Raw genomic sequence first — 23,969 nt, forward strand, 5'->3', positions numbered from 1 at the left:
GACCCCCGCCGACAGGCCCAGCGTCATCCGCGCAGCGCCAGCGCGAATGGCAACACCTCGGTCGCCCCGGCCTGTCGGAGCACGCGGGCCGCGACCGTCATCGTCCACCGGCTGTCCACCAGGTCATCCACGAGCAGCACGGGCCCCGACGGTATCTCGAGGTGCTGAGCGCTCAAGCGATCCCAGAGTCCGGCGAGACGGAAGACACTGTTCCCGCCCGGTCCGCCGGAGGGACCGCCGCCGATGGGCTCGAGCGCACCGAGGTACGGCAGGCGCCCGACCTGGGCGAGACCGCGGGCGAGTGAATCGACCATCACGGGGTGCGATCGCGACGGCAGAGCGACGACGGCGACCGGCCGCTCGGCCCACCCCCACCCCGAGAGCACACGGATGCACGCCTGGAGCAGTTGAGGAGTGACCTCGGCGTCGGGGGCGCCCGCAGCGAAGATCTCGCGCAGAGCCCCGCCCCAACCCAGATCGGTGAGGCGCGCCAGCGCCCGCCCCTCGCTCGCCTGCTCGTCGGCGGGGATCCTCCCCTTGACCGGCACCTCGAGCCGGTCGGCGCCGGTCGGCCAGGCACGACGGGGCTCGATCGGGACCCCCACCCGGTCGAGGGACTCCGCGGCCTGCGAGCTCGCGGACTCCCCGACCTCCTTCGGAAACCATCCGCCTGCACAGTTGTCGCACCGCCCGCACGGCGCAGCCGTGTCATCGTCCAGCGCCCGCTGCAGGAACTCCATGCGGCACCCGTCGGTCTGCTCGTACTCGATCATGTGCTGCTGCTCGGCGAGACGCTCGGCGGCGATCCGTTCGTAGCGCTCCGCGTCATAGCTCCAGGGCTCTCCGGTGGCCACCCACCCGCCCTGCACGCGCCGGACCGCTCCGTCGACGTCGAGCACCTTGAGCAGCAGTTCGAGAGGCGTGCGGCGGATGTCGACCATCGCCTCGAGCGCCGGTGTCGAGATCGGTGTGTCGCCGAGGGCGCCGATGACCCGCTCCGCGCGCTCACGGTCGGGCATCGACGCCGTCGCGAAGTAGTGCCAGATGTCGCGGTCTTCGACGCCGGGCAGCAGCAGCACGTCGGCGCTCTCGCTCGCACGACCGGCACGGCCGACCTGCTGGTAGTACGCCACGGGTGACGACGGAGCACCGAGGTGCAGCACGAAACCCAGATCGGGTTTGTCGAACCCCATCCCCAGGGCACTCGTGGCCACCAGCGCTTTGACCTCGTTGCGCTTGAGCAGTCCTTCGGATTCGGCGCGTTCCTCGGTGTCGGTCTGCCCGGTGTAGGCGCGCACGTCGTGACCGTGGTCGCGCAGCAGGCGGGCGGTGTCGACGGCGGCCGCGACGGTCAGCGTGTAGATGATGCCGGAGCCGGGGAGGTCGTCGAGGTGGCTCAGCAACCAGGCGAGGCGGCTCGTCGAATCGCGTAGGCGCAGCACACCCAACCGCAGCGATGTGCGCGCGAGCGGTCCGCGGATCGTGAGCACCGGTTCGGCGGCCGCTTCGCCCGAGGGCTGGAGGGCGCCGAGCTGCTCGGCGACGTCGGCGACGACGCGGCTGTTCGCCGTGGCGGTGGTCGCGAGCACCGGCACGTCGGCGGGCATCTGCGCGATGAGGTCACGCAGGCGTCGGTAGTCGGGACGGAAGTCGTGCCCCCAGTCGCTGATGCAGTGCGCCTCGTCGACCACGAGCATGCCGATGCGACGCACCAGCGCGGGGAGCTGCTGCTCGCGGAACGCGGGATTGTTGAGCCGCTCGGGTGAGACAAGCAGCACGTCGACCTCGTCGCGGTCGAGCTGCGCGAGCACGTCGGTCCATTCATGGGCGTTCGTGGAGTTGATCGCGACGGCCCGGACGCCGGCCCGTTCGGCGGCGGCGATCTGGTCGCGCATGAGTGCCAGCAGCGGCGAGACGAGCACCGTCGGTCCGGCCCCCTGCCTGCGCAGCAGAAGCGTCGCGACGAAGTACACCGCCGACTTCCCCCACCCCGTGCGCTGGACCACGAGCGCCCGGCGGCGTGCCTCGACCAAGGCCTCGATCGCCTCGTACTGGCCGTCGTGGAAATCGGCGTCGGGGCGGCCGACGAGTTCGCGCAGCGCGGCGAGTGCGGGCTCGCGGGTGTCGGCGGAGACGGAGGAGGTCATGTCCCCACTCTGCCCCACGCCGCCGACACGGTCGGCGGTCCCGTCGTCTAGCGTGGGGAGATGATCACACGCGAGCTCGCCGTCGCCCTGCGAGAGGCCGGGCTCGTCTGGCATCCCGCCGAGGGCGACCGCTTCCAGCTCGATCTGCCGGACGAGGTCGAACTCGACGCCGAGGCCGACGTCTTCACGGTCAGCGAGATGACGATCGAGGCCCGACAGACGCCGAGTGGCACGGATCTGGCGTTCAACGGCACGACGGAGTGGGCGCTCGATGCGGTCACGCTGGCGGACGCCGTGTGGCTGCCGAGGGAGGACCAGCTGCGCGAGCTGCTGCGCGGCACGTTCCGCGCGCTGGTACGCCTCGACGATGCTTTCCGCGTCGACATCGAGATCGCCGACGCCGCGCTCTCGTTCGAGCATCCGGATCCGGCCGAGGCGTACGGGCGCGCACTGCTCGCGTTGATCTCGCGCTCGCGCTGAGCACCGTCTTGAATCCGATGCTCCTCTGTGCCAGAATTACCTAACGATCGGTCAGTAAAGATGACCGGATGTTGAGGAGTCGACGATGACCAGTCCCGCAGACCTGTCCCTGGTGGGTGACCTCTCGGATGAGGAACGTCTCTTCGACGAACTCATCGCGAACGAACAGCGCATCGAACCGCGCGACTGGATGCCGGACGCTTACCGCAAGACCCTCGTCCGTCAGATCTCGCAGCACGCGCACTCCGAGATCATCGGGATGCAGCCCGAGGGCAACTGGATCACCCGCGCCCCGAGTCTGAAGCGCAAGGCGATCCTGATGGCGAAGGTCCAGGACGAAGCCGGCCACGGTCTCTACCTGTACTCCGCCGCCCAGACCCTGGGCACCACCCGCGACGAGATGATGGATCAGCTCATCAGCGGCAAGGCCAAGTACTCCTCGATCTTCAACTACCCCACGCCGACCTGGGCCGACATGGGCGCGATCGGCTGGCTGGTCGACGGTGCCGCGATCTGCAACCAGGTGCCGCTGTGTCGCGCATCCTACGGCCCGTACGGCCGTGCGATGGTGCGCGTGTGCAAGGAGGAGTCCTTCCACCAGCGGCAGGGCTTCGAGATCCTGCTCACCCTGATGCAGGGGTCCGAGGAGCAGCGCGAGATGGCCCAGGACGCCGTGAACCGGTGGTACTGGCCGAGTCTCGCGATGTTCGGACCGCCCGACGACCAGTCCCCCAACTCGGCCCAGTCGATGAAGTGGAAGATCAAGCGGTTCTCGAACGATGAGCTGCGCCAGCGCTTCGTCGGGATGCTCGTGCCTCAGGCCGAGATCCTCGGAGTGACCCTGCCCGATCCTGACCTGCGCTTCGACGAGGAGAGCGGCCAGTACGTGATCGGCGAGATCGACTGGGACGAGTTCTTCGAGGTCGTGCGCGGCAACGGCCCGTGCAATGCCGAGCGCCTCGAGCGCCGGCGCACCGCGCACGAAGAGGGCGCATGGGTCCGTGAGGCCGCGGCGGAGTACGCACGCAAGCAGGCTCTCAAGACCAAGGCGGTGGCATGATGGCGACGCCGGGAGCGGACGAGCGGGAGCCGTGGCCGCTGTGGGAGGTGTTCGTCCGCGCGAACCGCGGGCTGAGCCACGTGCACGTCGGATCGCTCCATGCGCCGGATGCCGAGATGGCGATCCGCAACGCGCGTGACCTGTACACGCGCCGCGGTGAGGGCGTCTCGATCTGGGTCGCACCGGCGGAGGCGATCACCACGAGCGACCCCGACGCCAAGGGCGCCTACTTCGAGAGCCCGGCCGGCAAGAACTACCGGCACGCCGTGTACTACACGGCTTCAGAGGGAGTGCCGCACCTGTGAGCGCCCCACACCCGGAAACCGCGCACGAGGACATCGACGTCCACGGCGACGTCTCGGTCGACGAGCTCCGCCTCTCGCAGGAGCTCTCGGGCACCGGCGCGATCGCCGCCTCCGCCGACATCGCCGAGTACGCGCTCCGCCTCGGCGACGACGCGCTCATCCTGTCGCAGCAGCTCGGCGCCTGGATCTCCCGGGCGCCGGAGCTGGAGGAGGATGTCGCGCTGGGCAACATCGCCCTCGACCTCCTCGGCCACGCGCGGTCTTTCCTTCACTACGCAGGGTCGTACGACGGCCGCAGCGAAGACGAGCTCGCCTTCTTCCGCGATGAGCCCGAGTTCCGCTGTGCGTGGATCGTGCAGCAGCCCAACGGTGACTTCGCCCAGACGATCGCCCGGCAGCTCGTCGTCGCCACCTTCATGTTCGAGCTCTACTCCGCACTGCGCGCCAGCAGCGACGAGACCTTCGCGGCGATCGCCGAGAAGTCCCTCAAAGAGGTCGACTACCATCGCGATCACGCCGTCCAGTGGGTCCTGCGCCTCGCCGGTGGCACCGAGGAGTCGCGCGCCAGGATCATCCGGGCACTCGGGGATGTCTGGCCGTATGTCGACGAGCTGTTCCGCGACGACGACCTGATCGACCGGCTCGGCGCTGCGGCCGTGCGTCCGTCGAGTCTCCGTGCCGGTTTCGACGGCGTGGTCGACACCGTCTTCGCCGAGGCAGAACTGTCGGTCCCTGCCGTCATGCCGTCCTCGGCCGGCGGGAGGCACGGCGCCCATGCCACCCCTCTCGGTCACATCCTCGCCGAGATGCAGGTGCTCGCGCGACGGCATCCGGGGGCGACATGGTGACGCTCACTCCGACGCAGGCTGCCTGGCGCATCGCCGCCGCCGTCCCCGACCCCGAGGTGCCCGTCCTCACGATCGAGGACCTCGGTGTGCTCCGTGCGGTCGAGGTCGACGGCACGCGGGTCCACGTCGACATCACCCCGACCTACAGCGGGTGCCCCGCGATGGACACGATCCGCGACGACGTGGTGCTCGCCCTCACCGCGGCCGGCTTCGACGAGGTCGAGGTGCGCCTGGTCCTCTCCCCCGCCTGGACGACGGACTGGATGACGGATGCCGGCAAGACCAAGCTCGCGGAATACGGCATCGCGCCGCCCTCCGGCCGCGCCGCCGTGTCGACCGGTCCCATCCGCGTCTCGCTGAGCGTGCGCTGCCCCCGGTGCGGCTCGCTCGATACCCGTGAGGTCTCGCATTTCGGCTCGACCTCGTGCAAGGCGCTGTTCGAGTGCCGTGCCTGCCTCGAGCCCTTCGACCATTTCAAGGTGCACTGACATGTCGCTCTTCACCTCCGCTCCGCCGCCCGTTCCGCGCGCAGCTGCGCCCCGCGCCGCCGCACCCCGCACGCGCGCCCGGTTCCACACGCTCGTCGTCGAAGACGTGCGTCCGCTCACCGACGACTCGGTCGAGGTGACCTTCACCGTGCCGGCGGCCCTCGCCGACGAGTACGACCACCTTCCCGGTCAGTACGTGGCGCTGCGCACGACCCTCGACGGCACCGAGGTGCGGCGCTCTTACTCGCTGTGCCGCGCCCCGGAGCACCGTGACGACGGACAGGACACTCGGCTGAGCGTCGCCGTGAAGCGTGACGAGGGCGGGCTCTTCTCCACGTGGGCCCAGACCGGCCTGCACGCCGGATTCGAGATCGACGTGATGAGCCCCCAGGGCACCTTCACCTCGGCGCTCGACGACCTCGATGACCGTCACGTGGTGGGGATCGCCGCCGGTTCCGGCATCACGCCGCTGATGGCGCTCGCGCACACGGTGCTGAACCGGTCCGACTCGTCGCGGTTCACGCTGCTGTACACGAACCGGGCGACGCTCGACGTGATGTTCCTGGAAGACCTCGCCGACCTCAAGGACCGCTACCCGACCCGGCTCGTACTGCACCACGTGCTGTCCCGTGAGCAGCGCGCGGCCCCGGTGCTCTCCGGGCGGATCGACGAAGAGAAGCTCCGCACAATCCTCGGCACACTCATCCCGCCGTCGACCGTCGACGAGTGGTTCCTGTGCGGGCCGCTCGCCCTGGTCGATCTCTGTCGCGAGGTGCTCGCCGACGTCGGAGTCGATCGCTCCCACATCCGGTTCGAGCTGTTCACGACCGGTGACGAACCGGCACGTGCGGCCCGGCCGGTGCAGGTGCGTGCGGGCGAGAAGACCGTACGCATCGAAGTCACCCTCGACGGCGTCTCCTCGACGGTGGAGAGTCCGGTGGATGCGCATGAGTCGGTGCTCAACGCGGCGTTGCGCGTGCGCCCCGATGCCCCGTTCGCCTGCGCGGGCGGCGTCTGCGGGACCTGCCGCGCCCGGGTGCTCGAGGGCAGCGTCACCATGACCGAGAACTACGCTCTGGAGCCCGACGAACTCGAGCGCGGATTCGTGCTCACCTGCCAGTCCCATCCGACCAGCGACCGCGTGGTCGTGGACTACGACGTCTGACCCGGAGGCCCCCATGATCGACCTCGCCATCGCCGACGACGTCGCGACGATCGTGCTGAACGCGCCGTCGAAGCTGAATGCGCTCGACGAGCGGGCCCTCGCCGAACTGGAATCCGCATACATCGAGGCGGAAGGCGCGGGGGTGCGGGCGCTCGTGCTCCGCGGAGAGGGGCGCGCCTTCTGCGCCGGCCGTGACATCTCCGGGGTCGACCCGCGGGACGACGATGTGCTCGGCTACCTCGGCGGCCTCGTGACGCCGCTGCTGCAGCGGATGTCCCGGTTCCCCGCCCCGACGTTCGCGGTCGCCCACGGCGCCTGCCTCGGCGTGGGGCTCGGTCTCCTGATCGCGACCGATGTCGTGTACGTGGCCGAGTCGGCGAAGGTCGGCTCCCCGTTCGCGGCGCTCGGTGCGACGCTCGACTCCGGCGGCCACGCGCTCTTCCTCGACCGGCTCGGCGCGCACAAGACGCTCGACCTGATCTACACGGGGCGCCTGATGAGCGGGGCCGAAGCCGTGGCGTCCGGCCTCTTCTCGCGCGTCTTCCCCGACGACGAGGTCGTGCAGGCGACGACCGCTGCCGCTGCCGCTGCCGCCCGCGGAGCCACCGCTGCCTTCCTCGCGAGCAAGGAGCTGGTCGCCCGCATCCGAGAAGAGCGGCTCACGCTGTGGGATGCGGTCGGCATCGAGAACGCCGCGCAGGCCGCCCTCTGCGACACCTCCGACTACCGTGAAGGGTTCGCCGCCTTCCAGGAGAAGCGGAAGCCGGAGTTCCGCGGGCACTGAGCGCGCCGGTCAGCGCGGACTCGGAACGTCGTGACCGACCGGCACCGATGTCGGACGCCGGTGCGAGAATGCCCAGATGATGCTCGCAGAGCTCGTCCTCACGGCCGATCGCGTCGGGGCCACGTCGTCCCGGCTCGCCAAGATCGACGCCCTGGCCGACCTTCTCGCGCGCGCGGAACCATCCGACCTCCCCGCGTTGATCGGTCTCCTCCTCGCCTCGCCGCGCCAGGGCAGGCTGGGGGTCGGGTGGCGCGGGCTCACGGCTCTCGACATCACGCATGCCGACGATCCCTCGCTGAGCGTCGGAGACGTCGATGCCGCGCTCGACGTGCTCGCCGCGACCTCCGGTTCCGGTTCGGCCGCCGCCCGCACCGGCGTCCTCGTCGATCTGGCTGCGCGTGCCACGGCCTCGGAGTGGGACTTCCTGGTTCGCGCGATGCTCGGCGAGCTGCGCACCGGGGCCCTGTCGGGAGTGCTCCTCGATGCGATCGCGCGGGCCTCCGACCGTCCGGCCGCCGTCGTGCGCCGCGCGGCGATGTTGTCGGGCGACCTCGGCGAGACCGCCCGCATCGCCCTCACCGGAACCGCAGAAGACCTCGAATCCGTCGGACTGCAGGTCGGGCGCCCCGTGCTCCCGATGCTCGCGGCGACGGCGGCGACGACGACTGCGGCGCTCGAGATCACGGGTGAGGCGTCGGTCGAGTACAAGCTCGACGGCGCCCGCATCCAAGTGCACCGTCAGGGAGACGACGTCGGCGTCTACACCCGGAGTCTGGCCGACATCACGCACCGTGTGCCGGAGCTCGTCGAGATCGTGCGTGCGCTTCCGGTGAACGATGTCATCCTCGACGGCGAGACGCTCTCGCTCGATGAAGACGGAGGGCCGCGCCCGTTCCAAGAGACGATGTCGCGGTTCGGGGCCGAGGTGTCGAGAGACCTCGTGCTACGGCCGTGGTTCTTCGACGTGCTGCACGTGGATGGGCGCGACCTGCTCGACGAGCCACTCTCCGTGCGGCTGGCGGAGCTGGAACGTGTGGCCGGCGACTGGCGGATGCCCGGGCTCGTCACCGCTGATCCGGAGGCCGCCGAGCGTCTCTCACGCGAGGCCCTCGCCGCGGGCCATGAGGGAGTCGTGGTCAAGGCGATCGACGCCCCCTACGCGGCCGGGCGCCGAGGCAAGTCGTGGGTCAAGGTCAAACCCGTGCTGACCTTCGATCTGGTGGTCCTCGGCGCGGAGTGGGGTTCCGGCCGCCGTCGCGGTTGGCTCTCGAACCTGCACCTGGGCGCCCGCGACCCGGAAGGCGAGTTCGGCGACCCCGGCGGGTTCGTCATGGTCGGCAAGACGTTCAAGGGCCTCACCGATGAGCTGCTGAAGTGGCAGACCGAGCACTTCCCCGAGCACGAGTCGCACCGCACGGCGTCGACCGTGTTCCTGCGCCCGGAGATCGTCGTGGAGATCGCGATCGACGGCGTGCAGCGCTCCCCGCGCTATCCGGGTGGTCTCGCCCTGCGCTTTGCACGGGTCAAGGGGTACCGGGACGACAAGTCGCCGAGTGAGGCCGACACGATCCAGGCGCTTCGGGCGCTGCTGCGCGGATGACGCGGGATCAGGCCGAGGGCGCCAGCCCGAGATCCTCTTCGCGCACGGTGCCGCGGAAAGACCACGGGAAGTTGATCCAGAGGTCGGTGTCCTTCCAGGCGAAGTCGGGCTGGATGATGGTCGACGGCTTGGTGTAGATCGTGACGGACCGCACGTCGGCACCCTTGTCCTTCAGCAGTTGCACGGCGAGCGCGAGCGTACGCCCCGAGTCGGCGACGTCGTCCACGAGCAGCACCCGGCGTCCGTCGAGGTACGCCATGTCGAGCTCCGGCGGAAGCACCTCGGGCGCATCGAGCACCGTGCCGATCCCGGTGTAGAACTCGACGTTGATCGCACCACAGTTCTTCGCACCGAGACCGTAGGCGATGGCACCGGCCGGAAGCAGACCGCCCCGCGCGATGGCCACGACCACCTCCGGCTCGAAGCCGCTGGCGAGGATGTCCCGTGCCAGATCACGCGTCGCCGCTCCGAAGCCATCCCAGGTGAGCGTCTCGCGCTCGATCGATGCATCTGTCATCTGAGCATTCTCCCGCATCGGCCGGCACCCCTCCGCCGGTAGAATGGGCTGGTCCGGCCACGCCGGTGCCTGAAAAAGAGGCACGAAGCACTCCACGACGACGCGGAGGCGAGACACATACGGATCCCGCAGTTCCTCCGTCCCTGTCTCGAAAGGCTTTCGCATGCCCACCGTGTCCGCGCACGTCGCCCTCACCCTCGCCCAGCACATCGACGCCGTCTTCGGCGTGATGGGAAACGGCAACGCCTACTTCCTCGATGCGCTCGAGAAGCAGACGGAGGCCACGTTCACCGCCGTCCGCCACGAGCAGGGCGCCGTGGTCGCCGCCGATGCCCACTTCCGCGCGTCCGGGCGGATCGCCGCGGGCACCTCGACGTACGGTGCCGGCTTCACCAACACGCTCACCGCCCTCGCCGAGTCCGTTCAGGCGCACGTGCCGCTCGTGCTCGTGGTCGGCGATGAACCCACCTCGGGTCCCCGTCCGTGGGACGTCGATCAGATCGCGCTCGCGTCGGCCGTCGGTGCGCGCACGTATACCGTCGGTCGTGCGGATGCCGCGGCCACCACCGTCATCGCGATCGAGCACGCCCTCACGTATCGCGTTCCCGTCGTGCTGGCGATCCCCTATGACGTGGCCTCTCTCGAAGCCGGAGAGGTGCCCGCTGCTCCGTCGCCGCGCGTTCCGGCGCCCCTCACGCCGCGCGGGGCGTTCGCCGAGGGGATGCTCGACGAGATCGCCGCCGCCCTGGCCGGTGCCGAACGCCCGTTCCTGCTCGCCGGCCGTGGTGCCTGGCTCTCCGGCGCGAGCACGGCCCTGGGCGAGCTCGCCAAGGCCACCGGCGCGCTGACCGCGTCGTCCGCCCTCGGTCGTGGAGTGTTCCCCGAGACGCAGTACGACCTCGGTGTGACCGGCGGCTTCGGTGCGGACGGCGCGATGGAACTGATTCACACTGCCGACGTCGCCGTCGTGTTCGGTGCGTCACTGAACCAGTTCACGATGCGATTCGGCGAGCTGTTCGCGCCGGGCACGACGGTGTTCCAGATCGACATCGCGCCCGCGGCGACGCACGCACACGTCGGCGGCTTCGTCCGCGCGGACGCACGAGTCGCTGCCGAAGCACTCGTGGACCGCATCGGCACGATCACGGTCGCGGCCCCCTGGCGGGAGAGCGTCGATGTCGCCTCCGCCCGCGCCTATGACGACGGGGACGACCTCGCTCCCGACGGGCGCCTCGACCCGCGCTCCGCGGCGCGGCGCATCGCCGAGATGCTCCCCGAAGATCGGATCGTGGTCTCCGACGGCGGGCACTTCATCGGATGGGCGAACATGTACTGGCCGGTCGCCGCGCCCGATCGCATGATGATGGTCGGCACCGCATTCCAGTCGATCGGTCAAGGCTGGCCGAGCGTCGTCGGTGCCGCACTGGCACGGCGCGAGTCGACCATCGTCCTCACCTCCGGGGACGGCGGCGGGCTGATGGCGATCGCCGACCTGGAATCCGCGGTCCGCGCAGCCGGCGGCCGGGGGATGGCCGTCGTGTGGAACGATGCGGCGTACGGTGCCGAGGTGAACCTGTACGGCCTCAAGGGCCTGGCAGAGGCCCCGATGCGCATCCCGGAGGTCGACTTCGCCGCGTTCGGTGCCGCCGTCGGCGCAGAAGGTGTCGTCGTGCGCACCCTCGCCGACCTCGATCGACTCGAGGCATGGACCGCCGAGGACCCCTCGTCGCGTCGGTTCCTGCTGCTCGACCTGCGCATCTCCGGGGATGTCATCGCCCCGTACCAGCAGGAGATCATCCGCGTGAACTCCTGACGGGAGCCGTGGCACACTCGGACCATGCCGGGATTTCATCATGTCGAGCTGTGGATCTCCGACCTCGACGCCGTCCGGTCGGAATGGCGCTGGGTTCTGACCCGTCTCGGCTTCACCCTCGACAGCGAGTGGTCCGGCGGGGAGAGCTGGGCAGCCGGCGGCGCCTACCTCACCCTCACGACCTCGCCGAACCTCTCCGATGCGGTGCACGACCGCCGCCGCGCGGGACTCAACCACCTCGCGTTCCAGGGTGGCGACCGGAGCGATGTGGACGCGATCATGGCTGAGGCAGCCAGCCGGGGTTGGCACCCGCTCTACGCAGACCGCTACCCACATGCGGGCGGGGATCAGCACTACGCCGGATGGCTCGAGAACGCTTCAGGCTTCAAGATCGAGGTGGTCGCGGAACGCTAGGCGCCGTAGTCGGGAAGCTCCTGCAGCGTCCAGGAGTTGCCGTCGGGATCGTCGAAGGACACGAAACGCCCCCACGCGAGTTCGTCGACCCCTCGCGCCTCGACGCCGAGCCCCTTGAGGTGAGCAAGAGCCTCGTCCGCATCCGGGATCACGACTTGGATCGTGTTCTGCTTCCCGGGCTCGAGGTCGATGCCCAGCCCCGTGCCGAAAGCGATCGAGCACGCCGATCCGGGCGGCGTCATCTGCACGAAGCGGAGTCCTTCGACCGGAGTCTGGTCCCAGTCCGCGTGGAAGCCGACCTTTTCGTAGAAGGCCTTCGACCGGTCGACATCGGTCACCGGCACGAAGATGAGTTCGATTTTCCAGTCCATCACACCCTCCTCTCGGGCGCCTTCGCCCGTCGGCATCCACGGTACGCGCCGGCACCGACATCGCCGCAGAGCGGGGTCCGGGTCGTCAGATCCATCCCTTGTCGAGTGCGATCCGCACCGCCTGGGCCCGGTTGCCCGCCCCGGTCTTCCCGATCGCCGCGGACAGGTGGTTGCGCACGGTGCCCGCAGAGAGGAACACCTCGGCGGCGATCGCCGCCGCTGAGCGTCCGTCCGCCGCGAGGCGGAGCACCTGCTGCTCCCGATCGCTCAGCGGGTTGGCTCCCTCGAACAGGCTGTCCGCCGCGAGCACGGGATCGAGCACGCGAAGCCCGGCATGCACCCGACGCACGGCCTCCGCGAGCTGTTCTGCTGGCGTGTCCTTCACGATGAAGCCGCTCGCCCCGGCGTCCAACGCCGAGCGCAGGTAGCCCGGTCGGGCGAAGGTCGTGACGACGAGCACCCGCGTCCCGGCACTCGCCTCGCGGATGCGGCGCGTCGCCTCCACACCGTCCATCCCCGGCATCTGGATGTCCATCAGGCACACATCCGGTCGCAGCTCCGTCGCGAGCCGCACCGCCTCTGCTCCCTCGGAGGCCATGCCGATCACGTCGAGGTCGGGCTCCAGATCCAGCAGGGCTCCGAGCGCCCCGCGCACCAGCGCCTGATCGTCGGCGATCAGCAGACGGATCGTGCCGCCGTCCTGCGACATGCTCACCACGTCACCTCCACCCGTGTGCCGGAGCCTCCGGAGGCACCCGCCGGCCCGATGACGAATCCTGCGCCCGCCGCCGCCGCGCGCTCGCGCATCCCGTGGATGCCGTTCCCTTCGCTCCCGCTGATGCCCACCCCGTCGTCCTCCACGATCATGCGTCCGGGCGCGAGTCGTACGAGCACCGTGCGCGCCCGCGAATGGCGGAGCGTGTTGGTGGTCGCCTCGCGCAGGATCCAACTCGCGGTGAGCGCCTGGGCGGGAGACAGCGCGCCGGGCTCACCGTCGACCCGCACCTCGATGTCGGCCGCGCGGAAGGAATCCTGCGACGACGCGAGCTGCTCCACGAGCGTCGTCGCACGCGCTCCCGCCACCGTCGAGCGCACACCCGCGATCGCCTCGGCAGTGAGTCGCTCGATGTCGGCGAGCTCAACCTTCGCCCGCTCCGGATCGGAGTCCATCAGGCGCCGCACCAGCTGCGCCTTGAGACCGACGACCGTCAGCGAATGGCCGATCAGGTCGTGCACATCGCGGGCGACGGCTTCGCGTCCTTCGCTGGTCGCCAGTTCGAGACCGAGTCGTTCCGCCTCCGCGGAACGGATGATGAGCCAGGTCGACACGGTGTTCACGACACCGAGCAGGACCACGATGGCGAGCACGGAGAGGTAGGTGAAGCCGCCGGGGATGAGGAAGACGCAGGCCACGGTGACCACGACGGCGCCGATCGTCGTGATCCAGTGCCAGACACGCGTCAGGCCATAGGAGGCGAACGACATGATGAACGGCAGGAAGCTCAGGGCCGATCCACCCTCAGCCGGGACGGAGATCAGCGCGCAACCGATCAGCGCGGCGAAGGTGGCCCACTGCCGCCTCGACGGTGGGCGCCCCAGTCCCCCGCCCCCGCGCATGCCGTGGATGAAGCCGGTGATGTAGAGGACGACGAAGACGAACAGAGCGATCCAGCCGACGACGACCCAGGCCGGTGCCGCCTCGGAGTGCACCAGCGCGATCACCGGGTACACGAGGAACACGAGCCAGATCACGGCCATCAGCCAGCCGAACCGCGCCCACGGGTCCTTCCCGGTGGCGCGGTCCGCGGCGCGTGTCGAATGTCTCCTCATCCGTCCAACCTACTGTCGGTGCGTGCCGCTACTGGCGCGCCCGCGAGCGCTTGATTCCCATCGTCACCAGCAGGACGAACAGCGCGAGCCACACGGCGACGTTGAGGAACAGCATCCACAGTTCATCGGTCTGCCCCGTGGTGAGCACGCCTTCCGTGAGCGGCCAGCGACTCAGCGCGACGAAACCGTACAGAGGGGTGAACCGAGCGATGTCGAGCATCACGCCGTCGAGCGGCATGAAGACGTTGCCGAAGAACGCGAAGAACGTCATCGAGATGGAGGCGAGCGCCGCCGCGGAGTCCGAGCTGAAGAAGAGCCCGACGCCGAGGCCGAACAGTCCGTAGATCAAGCCGATCCCGAGGATGATGCCGGCGGTCGCGACCCAGCGCCAGGCATCCTCGACCTGTGCCCCCGTCATCATGCCTGCGGTGAAGACCGCCAGCAGGGCCAGGGCCGCGAAGGAGACGGCGGTGAGCAGCTTGGTCACCGCGTAGCCGGCGGTGGTGAGCGGGGTCATCGCCAGCTGGCGCCCCCACCCCTGCTTCGCCTCGGTCGCGGCGAGGGAGGTGAGCGAAGACATCGCCACGGCGGTGCCGTAGGCGGCCATCGACGTCATCACGTAGAACGAGACGTTGCCGTTGCCGGCGGACAGGGAGCCGTAGCCCATCCCGGCACCGAACAGCAGGTACATCGCGACCGGCATGGCCAGAGTGAACGCGAGCGTGTAGGGATTGCGCAGCTGGCGGACGCCTTCGATGCGCAGCATGGTGGGTGAGACGAGCATGTCAGTTCTCCGTCAGCGCCGTGAAGGCGGTTTCGAGGGTGGGAGCGGCGATCTCGAGATCGTGAGCGCCGTGGTCGAGGAGGAGGCGGGCGACGGCATCGGAGTCCGCGGCCCGCAGGCTCACCCGGTCGCCGTCCAGGCGCACGTCCGCGATACCCTCCGTGGCCACCAACGTGGCGACGAGGGTCGTCGAGGTCTCGGCGACGGTCGCCGACACGGTGCGCTCTCCGAGGCTTGCACGCAGCAGCGCGGTGGGAGCGTCGGCGACGACCGTGCCGCGGTGCATCACCACGGTCCGGCGTGCGAACTGCTCTGCCTCTTCGAGGTAGTGGGTGGCGAAGATGATCGTGCGACCGGCATCCGCATCCGCCCGCATCACGTCCCAGAAGTGACGACGCGCGGTGACGTCCATGCCCGCCGTGGGCTCGTCGAGCACGAGGATGTCGGGGTCGGAGACCATCGCGAGCGCGAACTTCACCCGCTGCTGCTCGCCGCCGGAGCACTTCGCGACGCGGCGACGGGAGAGGTGATCCAGATCGGCGCGAGCCATCACCTCGGGAACCCGTCCCAGCGCGTCGGATCCGTGCAAGGAGGCGATGAGGCGCACGGTCTCGCCCACGGTCAGGTCACCGAGCAGCCCGCCGGTCTGCAGCACGGCCCCGATCGCCCCACTCGACGTCGCGCGTTCGGGCGTGACACCGAGCACCCGCACGGTACCGCTGCTGGGTTCGGTGAGTCCGAGCAGCATGTCGAGTGTGGTCGTCTTGCCCGCGCCGTTGGGGCCAAGCAGCGCGACCACCTCACCGCGTCGGATCGACAGGTCCACGCCGTCGACCGCTTGCACGCGGCGGTCGCCCACGCCGAAGTGTCGCTTCACGGCGCGCAGTTCGAGCACCACGGGATCATCGTTCGGGACCTCGGATGCCGGTCGCGCGGTGACCCGCGTCGCCGACTCGCCCACGGAGGAGTTGTTCATGCCTCTAGCCTCGCCCGTCGCGGCAACGGAGTCCGGAGGGCAGTGTCATCTCCTCGACATGACACGTGTCATGTCCACGCCCCCGTCCCTGCCCCGCACCCCCTCCCGCTCGAGCTCGCGCTCCCCGCACCCCGTCCCCGCTCGCCCCCGTCCCCCGACATGAAGGAGAACTCACGACATGAAGGAGCAGATGGCCTGAACGCTCCTTCTATTCGTGTGTTCTCCTTCAGGAGGAGCGGCCCGCCCTGCCGCTGGAGCCTGCCGCTGGAGCCTGCCGCTGGAGGCGGAGAGGGAAACGGAGCGCAAGGCTCCGTTGCCTCACCCCGCGGGAAGGAAGGCCCCGTCGAGGAAGCCCGCCAACGCAGCCGTGTCATCGAGCGGGAAGATCGCCGCGACGTACTGGTCGGGTCGTACGACGACCACCACTCCGTCGCGCGACAGCTCACGCGCCGCGAAGATGTCGGTCTCACACCACTTGCTGGGGCCCGCTGCGTAGACCTTCTCCCAGTCGGTGAGCCCGAGGGGGCCGGTCTTCGGCTGGAACAGCGCGGGAGCCGAAGTCACTTCCACCTCTTCGAACGGCTGCTGGTAGACGGCCTTGACGTCGAAGAGTGCATCCACGTCGGCATCGGCCGGGGTGAAGCGGGCGAAGAGCGGCTCGGCCTTCTCCGCCCAGGCGGCGAGCGCGTCACCGGTGCGGTCGCCGAACGCATAGACACGCCAGCGTCCGTCGGCCTTCGCGTGATGGCCCAGGTGGATGACGTTGCCGTCGCCGACCCGCACGACCTCGGCCGACTTGAAGCGCTTGCCGAGCGGATAGCCGGTTGCGAGCGCCTGATGGGCGTCTGTTCCGGTGATCATGGACGAGGTGTACTGCGTCATGAATCCGGAGGGGAACTCGGCGGTGGCGAGGTAGTAGGTCGCCAGCTCGTTGGGGTCGGAGATCTCCTCCGGCTTGCGCGCCATCAGCGTCGACCATTCCCGATCGAAGTCGATGAGCTGCTGTGCCACCGGTCGCCGTTCCGCCCCGTACGTCGCCAGCAGCGTCTCGGGGGCGCGCCCCGTGAGGACCGAGCCGAGCTTCCAGCCGAGGTTGAAGCCGTCCTGCATCGAGACGTTCATGCCCTGGCCGGCCTTGGCGCTGTGGGTGTGGCAGGCGTCGCCGGTCAGGAACACCCGCGGGGTGCGTCCCGATTCGTCGATCACGTCGTCGAAGCCGTCGGTGACCCGGTGACCGACCTCGTACACGCTGTGCCAGGCGACCTCGCGTACGTCGAGCGTGTAGGGGTGCAGGATCTCGTTGGCCCGGCGGATGATCTCCTCGATGGGCGTCTGCCGCACCCGGTGGTCATCGTCGTCGGCGACTTCACCCAGATCGATGTACATGCGCGAGAGGTACCCGCCCTCACGCGGGATGTGGAGGATGTTGCCCGCTTCGGAGTTGATCGCGCACTTGGTGCGCCAGTCCGGGAAGTCCGTGTTGACGAGGACGTCCATCACGCCCCATGCGTGCGCCGAGGACGCTCCCACGTGCGTCCGCCCGATCGCCTGTCGCACACCGCTGCGCGCGCCGTCGCAGCCGACGACGAACCGGGCACGGATGGTCCGTTCCTCGCCGACGCGCTCCCCCGCGACGTAGCGGATCCCCACCTCGACCGGGTACGCGCCCTCGTCGTGGACGGTGAGGTCGGTGAACTCCACGCCGTAGTCGGGGACGATCCTGCCGGGGCCGTGCGCAGCGGACTCGGCGAAGTAGTCGAGGACGCGCGCCTGGTTGACGATCAGGTGCGGGAACTCGCAGATGTCGTAGGCGTAGTCGGACGTGCGGGAGGTGCGGATGATCTCGTCGCGCTTGTCGGGGTTCGGGCCCCAGAAGTTCATCCAGCCGATGTTGTACGCCTCGGCGATGATCCGCTCGGCGAATCCGAACGCCTGGAACGTCTCGACGCTGCGTGGCTGGATGCCGTCCGCCTGACCGAGCGGGAGACGTCCGCCGCGCTTCTCGATGATCCGGGTGGAGATGCCGGGGTACTGCGACATCTGAGCGGCGAGCAGCATGCCTGCGGGTCCGGAGCCGACGATGAGCACGTCGATCTCGTCCGGGATGTCGGCGGGCCGGTCTGCACCGATTCCGGCGGCGTCCTGCACGCGCGGGTCAGCGGAGACATAGCCGTGGTGGTGGAACTGCATCGTCGTCGATTCCTTCCGGACTTCTTCGTCGGTCTTGCCTGCGGGTCTTGCTTTCATCGAACGCGGTGTTCTATATTCGAACACACTGTTCTACTATTGAACACAGCGTAGTCCGCGGCGCCGCACATCGCAAGGGAGCACCCGCATGCCCGAGAACACGAAGACCTCCCCCGCCTCGCAGACCCTGAGCCGCGGCATCCGCATCCTCGAACTCCTGGCCGACGCCCGCGGGGCGCTCACGATCGACGAGATCTCTGCCCGCCTCGGAGTGCACCGCTCGATCGCCTACCGCCTGGTGCGAACACTCGAAGACCACCGCCTGGTGACGCGCGATGCCGCGGGGGCCGTGGGTCTCGGCGCCCGGATGGCGGCGCTCGCGGCCGGTGTCGCCCATGACCTCCAGGCCGAAGCGCTCCCCGAGCTCACCGCGATCGCCAACGAGCTGGGCATGACATGTTTCCTCGCCGTGCTCGACGGCGGGGAGTGCATCACGCTGGCGAGCGTCGAGCCCCGCCATGCGGTCGCCAGTGTCGCGCAGCGCCCCGGCGCCCGGCATCCCGTCACCGTCGGCGCACCCGGCAAGGCCATCCTGGCGCAGCTCCCGGCTGCCGAGTGGCCGGCGGGCGCCCCCTCCTCCCTCCCCACAGACGTCGAGACGACGAAGGACCGCGGCTTCGCGACCAGCCACGACGAGGTCATCCCCACCGTGCAGTCGGTGGCGGTACCGCTCGCGCTCCGGGGTCAGCGCCCCGCCGCGATCGCCGTCGTGCACGTGGCGACCGCACTCGATGATGCCGCGATCGCTGCGCGCCTCCAGCGCTCGGCCGAGGCCATCCGCGACTCCCTCGCCGGCTGACCCGGCCACAACAGCGCGTGCGAGATCAAAAACGCGCGCCTACGGGTGAGTAGACGCGCGTTTTCGATCCCGCAACGGGGCGAAGAGCGAGACCGGGGCGAAGAGCGAGACGGGGCGAAGAGCGAGACCGGAGCGGGTCAGGCCTTCGCGAGTCCGTGGATCGGGCTGACGGACTGTTCCGCCTCGTGGTCCGGTCCGAGCGGAATGCCGGAGCGATCGCGCAGCAGCAGCGTGGCGATCAGTCCGAGAACCGTCATCCCGGCGAGGTACCACGTGACGGCGTCCGTCGAGCCCGTCGCGCTCACGATGGCCGTGGCGATCGTCGGTGCGAACGCCCCTCCGGCGATCGCGCCGATCGCGTAGGAGATCGACACCCCCGAGAAGCGGATGCTCGCAGGGAACAGCTCGGCGTACAGCGCCGCCTGCGGGCCGTAGGTGAAGCCGAGACCGATGGTCAGGATCGCGAGACCGGCGAACAGCAGACCGATCTCGCCGGTGTTCACGAGCGGGAACAGGGTGAACACACCGATCAGCTGCAACACCCATCCGATGACGTACGTCGTACGACGGCCGATGCGGTCGGACAGCCATCCGGCGAGAAGGGTCGTGAGCAGCCAGGTGACGGCAGAACCCGCGACAGCCCAGAGGACCGGTCCACGCTCGAGGCCGATCGACCCCTCGGGGTTGGTCGCGTAGCCCTGGATGTAGCCGCCGGTGGTCATGTAGCCGACGGCGTTGTTGCCGGCGAACACCAGGGCCGCGATGATGACGAGCAGCAGGTGCTTGCGGAACAGCTGCGCGATCGGCATCTGCGCCTTCTCCTTGCGCGCGGCGAGTTCGGTGAAGACCGGGCTCTCCTCGACCTTGCGACGCACGTAGTAGCCGACGAGGATCAGCACCACGCTGAGCAGGAACGGCACCCGCCAGCCCCAGGCCGTGAACTGCTCGCCGGGAGCGATCACGGTCATCAGCGCCATCACACCCGAGGCGAGGAGCAGGCCGAGGGGAACGCCGATCTGCGGCGACGCGCCGAAGATACCGCACTTCTTGCGCGGAGCGTGCTCGACGGCCATCAGCACCGCGCCACCCCACTCACCGCCGGCGGAGATGCCCTGGATGATGCGGAGCAGCACCAGCAGGATGGGCGCCGTGATCCCGATCGTCTCGTACGTGGGCAGGAGACCGATGAGCGCCGTCGCGGCGCCCATCAGGATGAGCGTCCACATGAGCACGGTCTTGCGCCCGAGCTTGTCGCCGTAGTGCCCCGCGAGGAAGGCCCCGAGCGGGCGGAAGAGGAAGCTGACGCCGACCGTCGCGAAGGCGACCAGCGCGCTGTTCGCACCCAGGGGCTCGAAGAACAGCTGCCCGAACACGAGTCCGACCGCTGTGGCGTAGATGAAGAAGTCGTACCACTCGACGGTGGTTCCGACGACGGTTGCGAAGACGACGCGGCGTCGATCGGCCGATGTCGCGATGGTTCCGGTGGGCGTGAACCCATCCTGTGACTGCCCGCTCATGGGGTGTCTCCTTCTGGTTGTGACCGCATTGTCACGGCGCGCAGCGGAACGGATCCAAATGCTTGCCGAGGGGTGAACCGATGATATATGATTTCGAATACGACGCACAAGGCGTCGCAGACGAGCGCGAGGAGGCGCCCCGTGACGGAGACCATCAGCCGCCCCGGCAAGATCATCGCGATCCATCTGAGCTACGCGTCCCGTGCTGATCAGCGCGGCAGGCACCCCGCCTCCCCCTCCTACTTCTTCAAGCCGGCGAGTTCCGTTGCCGCCTCCGGAGGCACGGTCGAACGCCCTGCCGGCACCGAGCTGCTCGCCTTCGAAGGGGAGATCGCCCTCGTGATCGGCACGGCGGCGCGTCGGGTCCCGCTCGCCGAGGCCTGGTCGCACGTCAGCGGGGTCACCGCATCGAACGACCTCGGCCTGTACGACCTCCGCGCGAACGACAAGGGCTCGAACGTCCGCTCCAAGGGCGGCGACGGCTACACCCCGCTCGGCCCGGACGTCATCGACGCCCGCTCGGTCGACCCCGAAGCCCTCCGGGTGCGCACCTGGGTCAACGGCGAACTCCGCCAGGACGACAGCACGGCGGGGCTCATCTTCCCCCTCGCACAGCTCGTGGCCGACCTCTCCCAGCACTTCACCCTCGAACCCGGCGACGTGATCCTCACCGGCACCCCCGCCGGCTCCTCCGTCATCGTCCCCGGCGATGTCGTCGAGGTCGAGGTGGACGCCCCGACCGCTCCCGGCGCCCCGACCTCGGGCCGACTCATCACCACCGTGACGCAGGGCGATGTCCCGTTCGACGGCGACCTCGGCTCACTCCCCACCGTGGACGATCTGCAGCGTACCGAGGCCTGGGGTTCACGCGAGGAAGCCGGCCTCCCCCCTGTCGAGAAGGCTCCCGCGCTCTCGCCCGAACTGAGGACGCTGCTCCTCGAAGCCCCGACTGCCGGGCTCTCGGCGCAGCTGCGCAAGCGTGGCCACCACTCCTGCTTCATCGACGGGGTGTCGGTCAACATCCCGGGTCGCAAGATCGTCGGCACCGCGAAGACGCTGCGGTTCGTGCCGTTCCGCGAAGATCTCTTCACGGCCCACGGCGGCGGGTACAACGCCCAGAAGCGCGCCTTCGACGCGGTCGACGAAGATGAGGTCATCGTCATCGAGGCACGGGGCGACGCCACCACGGGCACCCTCGGCGACATCCTCGCGCTCCGGGCGAAGACCCGCGGGGCGGCCGGTGTGGTCACCGACGGCGGGGTCCGCGACTTCGATGCCGTGGCCGAGATCGGTCTGCCGGTGTTCTCCCAGGGCGCGCACCCGTCGGTCCTCGGACGCAAACACGTGCCGTGGGACGTGGATGTCACGATCTCCTGCGGCGGGGCGACCGTGCAGCCCGGCGACATCATCGTCGGCGACAGCGACGGCGTGATCGTCATCCCTCCCGGCCTGGCGGAAGAGGTGGCCGCCGATGCGGTCGCCCAGGAGATCGAGGACGCCTGGATCGCCGAGCAGGTCGCCGCCGGGCATCCGGTCGACGGACTGTTCCCCCTCAACGCGGAGTGGCGCGCCCGCTACGAGGCCGCCACGTCCGACCGGGGACAGCGATGACCACGGTCGCCAGCACCAGCAAGTCGGAGCAGGCGTACACCTGGATCCGCTCCCGCATCGCTGCACACGTCTTCGGCCCCGGATACCGCCTGGTGCTCGGCGCGATCGCCGAGGAGCTCGACATGAGCGTGGTTCCAGTCCGGGAGGCGATCCGCCGTCTCGAAGCCGAAGGTCTCGTCACGTTCGAACGCAACGTCGGCGCGCGGGTAACGCTCGTGGACGAGAGCGAGTACGCGCACACCATGCAGACCCTGGGGCTCGTCGAGGGCGCCGCCACTGCGCTCTCCGCTCCGCTGCTCGACGCCGACGCCCTCGCCGAGGCCGCGGAGGTGAACGAGCGCATGACGCGACTGCTCGACCACTTCGACGCACACAGCTTCACGGAGTTGAACCGTCAGTTCCACTCCGTGCTGTTCGCCCCGTGCCCGAACCCGCATCTGCTCGACCTCGTCCATCGCGGCTGGGCCCGGCTCTCCGGCATCCGCGACACCACGTTCGCGTACGTCCCGGGGCGCGCCCACCACTCGGTCGACGAGCACACGCAGATCCTCGAACTCATCCGCGAAGGGGCCGACCCGCTCGAGATCGAGCTCGCCGCCCGCAACCACCGTTGGCGCACGAGGGACGCGTTCCTCGATGCGCTGCACACCCGTACCGCCCACGCCACAGGAGAACCGTCATGACTGATTCGCGCATCCCCGCCGACCTTCCCGACCACATCCAGCACTACATCGACGGCGCGTTCGTCGACTCCGTCGACGGCGACACGTTCGATGTCCTCGACCCGGTCACCAACCAGGCCTACACGACCGCAGCCGCCGGGAAGAAGGCCGACATCGACCTCGCGGTCGCCGCGGCCAGGCGTGCATTCGACGAGGGCCCGTGGCCGCGGATGCTCCCCCGCGAGCGGTCACGCGTGCTGCACCGGATCGCGGACATCGTCGAGTCGCGCGACGCCCGCCTGGCCGAGCTCGAGTCCTACGACTCCGGCCTCCCGATCACTCAGGCTCTGGGTCAGGCCCGTCGCGCCGCCGAGAACTTCCGCTTCTTCGCAGACCTCATCGTGGCGCAGTCGGACGATGCGTTCAAGGTTCCCGGCCGCCAGATGAACTACGTCAACCGCAAGCCGATCGGCGTCGCGGGCCTCATCACACCCTGGAACACGCCCTTCATGCTCGAGTCGTGGAAGCTCGGCCCCGCGCTCGCGACCGGCAACACGGTGGTGCTCAAGCCCGCCGAGTTCACCCCGCTGTCCGCCTCGCTGTGGGCGGGCATCTTCGAGGAGGCCGGTCTTCCGCAGGGTGTCTTCAACCTGGTGAACGGCCTAGGCGAAGACGCGGGCGACGCGCTGGTCAAGCACCCCGACGTGCCGCTTCTCTCCTTCACGGGCGAGAGCCGCACCGGACAGATCATCTTCGGCAACGCGGCCCCGTTCCTCAAGGGCCTGTCGATGGAGCTCGGTGGGAAGTCGCCGGCCGTGGTCTTCGCCGACGCCGACCTGGAAGCCGCCGTCGACGCCACGATCTTCGGCGTGTTCTCCCTCAACGGCGAGCGCTGCACGGCAGGATCCCGCATCCTCGTCGAGCGCTCGATCTACGAGGAGTTCGTGGAGCGCTACGCCGCACAGGCGAAGCGCGTGAAGGTCGGCTACCCCCACGATCCGGCCACCGAGGTCGGCGCGCTCGTCCACCCCGAGCACTACGACAAGGTGATGAGCTACGTCGAGATCGGCAAGACGGAGGGGCGCCTGGTCGCCGGTGGCGGTCGTCCGGATGGCTTCGAGGAGGGCAACTTCGTCGCCCCCACGGTGTTCGCCGACGTATCCCCCGACGCCCGCATCTTCCAGGAGGAGATCTTCGGGCCGGTCGTCGCGATCACGCCGTTCGACTCCGACCAGGAGGCACTGTCGCTCGCGAACAACACGAAGTACGGGCTCGCCGCCTACATCTGGACCAACGACCTCAAGCGCGCGCACAACTTCGCGCAGTCCGTCGAGGCCGGCATGGTCTGGCTGAACAGCAACAACGTGCGCGACCTCCGCACCCCGTTCGGCGGTGTGAAGGCCTCGGGTCTCGGCCATGAGGGCGGCTACCGCTCGATCGACTTCTACACCGACCAGCAGAGCGTGCACATCACGCTCGCGGCTCACTCGCACAACCCGACCTTCGGCAAGAACTGACCCTCTCCCCGCGCTCCGGTCGCGATATGTCACC

General features: G+C 69.3%; 23 protein-coding genes. 14 read left to right on the plus strand and 9 right to left on the minus strand.

The window, feature by feature from the left end:
- Nucleotides 1-23 precede the first annotated feature (23 nt).
- Nucleotides 24-2,147: a RecQ family ATP-dependent DNA helicase gene (locus LVJ59_RS05795; RefSeq protein ID WP_232762330.1), complete on the minus strand. Its 2,124-nt coding sequence runs from the start codon at nt 2,145-2,147 to the stop codon at nt 24-26.
- Nucleotides 2,148-2,207: 60 nt separating this feature from the next.
- Here LVJ59_RS05795 and LVJ59_RS05800 point away from each other — a divergent pair, with 60 nt between their 5' ends.
- The 8 genes from LVJ59_RS05800 (at nt 2,208) to LVJ59_RS05835 (ending at nt 8,877) form a co-directional block, all read left to right on the plus strand.
- Nucleotides 2,208-2,627 (plus strand): pilus assembly protein CpaE, encoded by a 420-nt coding sequence (locus LVJ59_RS05800; RefSeq protein WP_232762331.1) that lies wholly within the window; start codon nt 2,208-2,210, stop codon nt 2,625-2,627.
- An 85-nt stretch (nt 2,628-2,712) separates the two neighbouring features.
- The gene (gene paaA, locus LVJ59_RS05805) at nt 2,713-3,687 is read left to right on the plus strand and encodes a 1,2-phenylacetyl-CoA epoxidase subunit PaaA (protein ID WP_232762332.1); all 975 of its coding nucleotides are present in this window, start codon (nt 2,713-2,715) and stop codon (nt 3,685-3,687) included.
- Entirely contained in the window at nt 3,687-3,992 is a 306-nt protein-coding gene (gene paaB / locus LVJ59_RS05810) for a 1,2-phenylacetyl-CoA epoxidase subunit PaaB (RefSeq protein WP_029262355.1), read from the plus strand. Before paaA ends, paaB begins: the two co-directional genes overlap by 1 nt.
- Nucleotides 3,989-4,840 carry a 1,2-phenylacetyl-CoA epoxidase subunit PaaC gene (paaC, locus tag LVJ59_RS05815; RefSeq protein ID WP_232762333.1) on the plus strand — a complete coding sequence of 284 codons (852 nt, stop codon included), beginning with the start codon at nt 3,989-3,991 and terminating at the stop codon, nt 4,838-4,840. Before paaB ends, paaC begins: the two co-directional genes overlap by 4 nt.
- Nucleotides 4,834-5,328 (plus strand): 1,2-phenylacetyl-CoA epoxidase subunit PaaD, encoded by a 495-nt coding sequence (paaD, locus tag LVJ59_RS05820; protein ID WP_047522724.1) that lies wholly within the window; start codon nt 4,834-4,836, stop codon nt 5,326-5,328. Before paaC ends, paaD begins: the two co-directional genes overlap by 7 nt.
- Nucleotide 5,329: 1 nt before the next feature.
- Nucleotides 5,330-6,493, plus strand: coding sequence for a 1,2-phenylacetyl-CoA epoxidase subunit PaaE (gene paaE / locus LVJ59_RS05825; RefSeq protein ID WP_047522723.1), 1,164 nt, complete (start codon nt 5,330-5,332; stop codon nt 6,491-6,493).
- A 13-nt stretch (nt 6,494-6,506) separates the two neighbouring features.
- Nucleotides 6,507-7,277, plus strand: a complete 771-nt coding sequence (locus LVJ59_RS05830) for an enoyl-CoA hydratase/isomerase family protein (RefSeq protein ID WP_232762334.1) — start codon at nt 6,507-6,509, stop codon at nt 7,275-7,277.
- 76 nt (nt 7,278-7,353) lie between these two features.
- A complete protein-coding gene (locus tag LVJ59_RS05835; protein WP_232762335.1) occupies nt 7,354-8,877 on the plus strand; it encodes an ATP-dependent DNA ligase in 1,524 nt (507 codons plus the stop codon).
- A 7-nt stretch (nt 8,878-8,884) separates the two neighbouring features.
- On the opposite strand, the gene LVJ59_RS05840 is transcribed toward LVJ59_RS05835, so the two are convergent.
- Complete coding sequence (locus LVJ59_RS05840; RefSeq protein WP_047522748.1) at nt 8,885-9,394, minus strand: phosphoribosyltransferase; 510 nt, start codon at nt 9,392-9,394, stop codon at nt 8,885-8,887.
- A gap of 163 nt (nt 9,395-9,557) precedes the next feature.
- Here LVJ59_RS05840 and LVJ59_RS05845 point away from each other — a divergent pair, with 163 nt between their 5' ends.
- Together LVJ59_RS05845 and LVJ59_RS05850 are read left to right on the plus strand one after the other, a co-directional pair.
- Nucleotides 9,558-11,207: a thiamine pyrophosphate-binding protein gene (locus LVJ59_RS05845; RefSeq protein ID WP_232762336.1), complete on the plus strand. Its 1,650-nt coding sequence runs from the start codon at nt 9,558-9,560 to the stop codon at nt 11,205-11,207.
- 24 nt (nt 11,208-11,231) lie between these two features.
- Complete coding sequence (locus tag LVJ59_RS05850; protein ID WP_232762337.1) at nt 11,232-11,621, plus strand: VOC family protein; 390 nt, start codon at nt 11,232-11,234, stop codon at nt 11,619-11,621.
- Here LVJ59_RS05850 and LVJ59_RS05855 read toward each other — a convergent pair.
- From LVJ59_RS05855 to LVJ59_RS05880, 6 genes are all read right to left on the minus strand, one after another.
- Complete coding sequence (locus tag LVJ59_RS05855) at nt 11,618-11,992, minus strand: VOC family protein (protein ID WP_047522708.1); 375 nt, start codon at nt 11,990-11,992, stop codon at nt 11,618-11,620. The genes LVJ59_RS05850 and LVJ59_RS05855 overlap by 4 nt on opposite strands.
- Before the next feature lie 85 nt (nt 11,993-12,077).
- Nucleotides 12,078-12,701, minus strand: coding sequence for a response regulator transcription factor (locus tag LVJ59_RS05860; RefSeq protein WP_232763159.1), 624 nt, complete (start codon nt 12,699-12,701; stop codon nt 12,078-12,080).
- 2 nt (nt 12,702-12,703) lie between these two features.
- The gene (locus LVJ59_RS05865) at nt 12,704-13,822 is read right to left on the minus strand and encodes a sensor histidine kinase (protein ID WP_232762338.1); all 1,119 of its coding nucleotides are present in this window, start codon (nt 13,820-13,822) and stop codon (nt 12,704-12,706) included.
- 28 nt (nt 13,823-13,850) lie between these two features.
- Nucleotides 13,851-14,606 (minus strand): ABC transporter permease, encoded by a 756-nt coding sequence (locus tag LVJ59_RS05870; RefSeq protein ID WP_232762339.1) that lies wholly within the window; start codon nt 14,604-14,606, stop codon nt 13,851-13,853.
- Between the two features lies 1 nt (nt 14,607).
- Complete coding sequence (locus LVJ59_RS05875) at nt 14,608-15,582, minus strand: ABC transporter ATP-binding protein (RefSeq protein ID WP_232762340.1); 975 nt, start codon at nt 15,580-15,582, stop codon at nt 14,608-14,610.
- Nucleotides 15,583-15,900: 318 nt separating this feature from the next.
- The gene (locus LVJ59_RS05880) at nt 15,901-17,772 is read right to left on the minus strand and encodes an FAD-dependent monooxygenase (protein ID WP_232763160.1); all 1,872 of its coding nucleotides are present in this window, start codon (nt 17,770-17,772) and stop codon (nt 15,901-15,903) included.
- 145 nt (nt 17,773-17,917) lie between these two features.
- On the opposite strand from LVJ59_RS05880, the gene LVJ59_RS05885 reads away from it, so the two are divergent.
- Nucleotides 17,918-18,628, plus strand: coding sequence for an IclR family transcriptional regulator (locus LVJ59_RS05885; protein ID WP_232762341.1), 711 nt, complete (start codon nt 17,918-17,920; stop codon nt 18,626-18,628).
- A 137-nt stretch (nt 18,629-18,765) separates the two neighbouring features.
- Here the strand turns inward: LVJ59_RS05885 and LVJ59_RS05890 are convergent, their stop codons facing one another.
- On the minus strand, nt 18,766-20,145 hold the full coding sequence (locus LVJ59_RS05890; protein WP_232762342.1) for an MFS transporter: 1,380 nt from the start codon (nt 20,143-20,145) through the stop codon (nt 18,766-18,768).
- An 87-nt stretch (nt 20,146-20,232) separates the two neighbouring features.
- On the opposite strand from LVJ59_RS05890, the gene LVJ59_RS05895 reads away from it, so the two are divergent.
- The 3 genes from LVJ59_RS05895 to hpaE are packed head-to-tail and all read left to right on the plus strand — an operon-like array spanning nt 20,233 to nt 23,935.
- Nucleotides 20,233-21,756 (plus strand): fumarylacetoacetate hydrolase family protein, encoded by a 1,524-nt coding sequence (locus tag LVJ59_RS05895; RefSeq protein ID WP_269816589.1) that lies wholly within the window; start codon nt 20,233-20,235, stop codon nt 21,754-21,756.
- Nucleotides 21,753-22,439, plus strand: coding sequence for a GntR family transcriptional regulator (locus LVJ59_RS05900; RefSeq protein ID WP_131492447.1), 687 nt, complete (start codon nt 21,753-21,755; stop codon nt 22,437-22,439). The genes LVJ59_RS05895 and LVJ59_RS05900 overlap by 4 nt, the downstream gene beginning before the upstream one ends.
- Complete coding sequence (gene hpaE / locus LVJ59_RS05905; protein WP_232762344.1) at nt 22,436-23,935, plus strand: 5-carboxymethyl-2-hydroxymuconate semialdehyde dehydrogenase; 1,500 nt, start codon at nt 22,436-22,438, stop codon at nt 23,933-23,935. Before LVJ59_RS05900 ends, hpaE begins: the two co-directional genes overlap by 4 nt.
- Nucleotides 23,936-23,969 lie beyond the last annotated feature (34 nt).

Origin of the sequence: Microbacterium sp. KKR3/1 (genome assembly GCF_021272365.1) — a bacterium.
Classification (GTDB): Bacteria; Actinomycetota; Actinomycetes; order Actinomycetales; family Microbacteriaceae; genus Microbacterium; species Microbacterium aurugineum.